The 2,021-nt window shown below is 62.2% G+C and carries 2 protein-coding genes and 2 pseudogenes; all 4 read right to left on the reverse strand.

All coding sequences use genetic code 11. The features are described from left to right. Positions 1 to 469, reverse strand: a pseudogene (locus AC1D3B_RS36065) (hypothetical protein); the annotation flags it as partial. Beyond that, entirely contained in the window at positions 466 to 792 is a 327-nt protein-coding gene (locus AC1D3B_RS36070; protein WP_478195454.1) for a hypothetical protein, read from the reverse strand. The pseudogene AC1D3B_RS36065 and the gene AC1D3B_RS36070, both read right to left, overlap by 4 nt. 9 nt (positions 793 to 801) lie before the next feature. Continuing rightward, the gene (locus tag AC1D3B_RS36075) at positions 802 to 1,284 is read right to left on the reverse strand and encodes an RHS repeat-associated core domain-containing protein (RefSeq protein WP_478195455.1); all 483 of its coding nucleotides are present in this window, start codon (positions 1,282 to 1,284) and stop codon (positions 802 to 804) included. Further along, positions 1,182 to 2,021, reverse strand: a pseudogene (locus AC1D3B_RS36080) (hypothetical protein); the annotation flags it as partial. The pseudogene AC1D3B_RS36080 and the gene AC1D3B_RS36075, both read right to left, overlap by 103 nt.

The raw sequence follows: 2,021 nt of genomic DNA on the forward strand, positions 1-2,021 counted from the left end.
TGCGCGTGCTGCTGGCCCGGTTGCCGTTGGCGTCGTAGCCGAACCCGGCCGTGTTGCCCGTGGCGTTGAAGGCGGTGATGCGGCCCACGGCGTCGTAGCCGACGCTCCACGTCGTGTTGACGCTGGTGATGGTGGTGTGCGTGGGGTCGGTGTCCGCGGGCTGCAGCAGTTGCTGCGTCAGGCTGGTGATGCGGCCYGCGGCGTCGTAGACGTAGCTGCTGAACTCSGTGGCGGTCAGGCGCCCTGCGGTGTCGTAGGCGCGGCTGGCCTGGAGGCTCGGGGACACGAAGGCCCAGTTCCAGCCGGTKGGCTGGCCCAGCGGGTTCCAGGCGATGCCGGTGACGAGCGGTGCGCCGTTCCAGTTGAGCTGGTTCAGGCGGCCGGTGGCGTCGCACAGGTACGTCAGCACGCTGCCGCTGGGGTAGCTCAGGGTGGTGAGCAGGCCGTTGGCGGCGTAGCCGTAGGTCAACCTGGATAGGTATCCGGGAAGCGCCCCTGCTCGATCATGCGGACGGCCCATGCACGGATCCGGCCTCGCCATGCCATCCAGTACTCGTCACTGGCGCTGAGTTCTTCTGCGGTGGTAGGGTCATTTGGCGAGACGGTGATTCCTTTTGCGGCCCACTCGTTGAGTGGTTCAAACGCAAATGTCTTCTGCGACTTTTGAATCGTGAGCTTGCCAATGGGCTGCCATTCGCCCTCAGGATTGAAGTCGAGCGACACCACCAGATAGGTTGCAGCAACATCGCTATCGGCTTCTCTTCTTAAGAGCATGTGAGTAGTAAAGGCCATTTACGTAACCTACCAATCTTTCCCGAAGACGCTTCGATTCCGAAACACGACGTTCGGGTGGTACAGATCCTTTTCTCTGTTCTGCTGATTGTGCATGACGCTCTCGTGACTCTGCTTCTGCACCCTCAGTGCCTCTTCAATGGGGAGTCCACGGGCCGGTTTGCATAGCTGGGCCTCAGCCATCTCGTGACGATAGAAGGCAACATCCCATGGACTTTCTTCACCTCGCCTCAGCCGCGACAGCATTTCTCGGTTCGGCGCGTCAAATGGATCTTTGTCGAAATCTGCACCTTGAATGCCTGCAAGCCAGCGTAGATGGCCTTCAATAGTCGACAAACCCAGGTATTCGGCGAGGCCATATGGATCGGTGTACTTGAGGGGGTTCCCACTCACATATCCGAATCTGTTCCATCCACCGTCAAGGCCGATGGGATCGGACTGGCTGTAGCGCCCGGTCGTCGGGCTGTAGCTTCTGAAGTAGTTGTAATACAGCCCCGACTCCGCGTCGGCGTACTGCCCCGGATATCGAAGGTTAAAGGTGATCGGCGTTGCCGTGGTCGTGCCTGCACCCGCTGCCGCAACCTCGTGGCCGCAGTGGTGGGTTGTTCGTCGCCGAAGGCGCTGTAGCCCCACTGCCACACCGGTTGCCCGCTCTCATTCGTGAGCCGCCGCGGCGTGTTCAGGTGGTCGCTGTGCACCGCGTACTTGCTGCCGTTGACGACAACCGCGATCGGCATGACGCCGTTGGCCGTTGGCAGGTAGACGTATTGCGTGCTGCCCGTGCTGTTCGCCCCACCCGTTCCCGTCTCCGCGATCAGGCTGCCATCCTCGTCATAGGTGAAGGCAAACCCCAACTGCTCAGCCTCCGTCACGCTCGGCGCCCAGAACTTCGTGAAGAAGTCGATCAGACTCTGCARGAACCCCGGATCGCCCTCATCCCCCTCGCTCGGCGGATACAGCGGCTCGGTCTTGAACACCCGCTGCCCYAGCGCGTTGTGCGCATACCGCGTCGTCGGGCTGGTGTCCGTGGCTCCCGTCGTCGCAGCGCTGAGCCGCCCTTCCGCGTTGTAGGTGTAGCTCCTCAACCCATCGCTGACCAGATAGCCATTGGCGTTGTAGCCGTAGACCACGCTGGTCGTCGCACTCCCGCTGGTCTGCGTGAAGCCGGTGAGCTTGTTGCTCGCCCCCTCGATGCCGTAGCCGCGGCTGGTCGTCACCCCGTCGAGGGT

This window comes from Variovorax sp. P5_A3 (assembly GCF_056400665.1).

Coding starts and splice junctions, on each gene's coding strand:
- AC1D3B_RS36070 (WP_478195454.1), bottom strand. CDS start 792: ATGGCCTTTACTACTCACATGCTCTTAAGAAGAGAAGCCGATAGCGAT.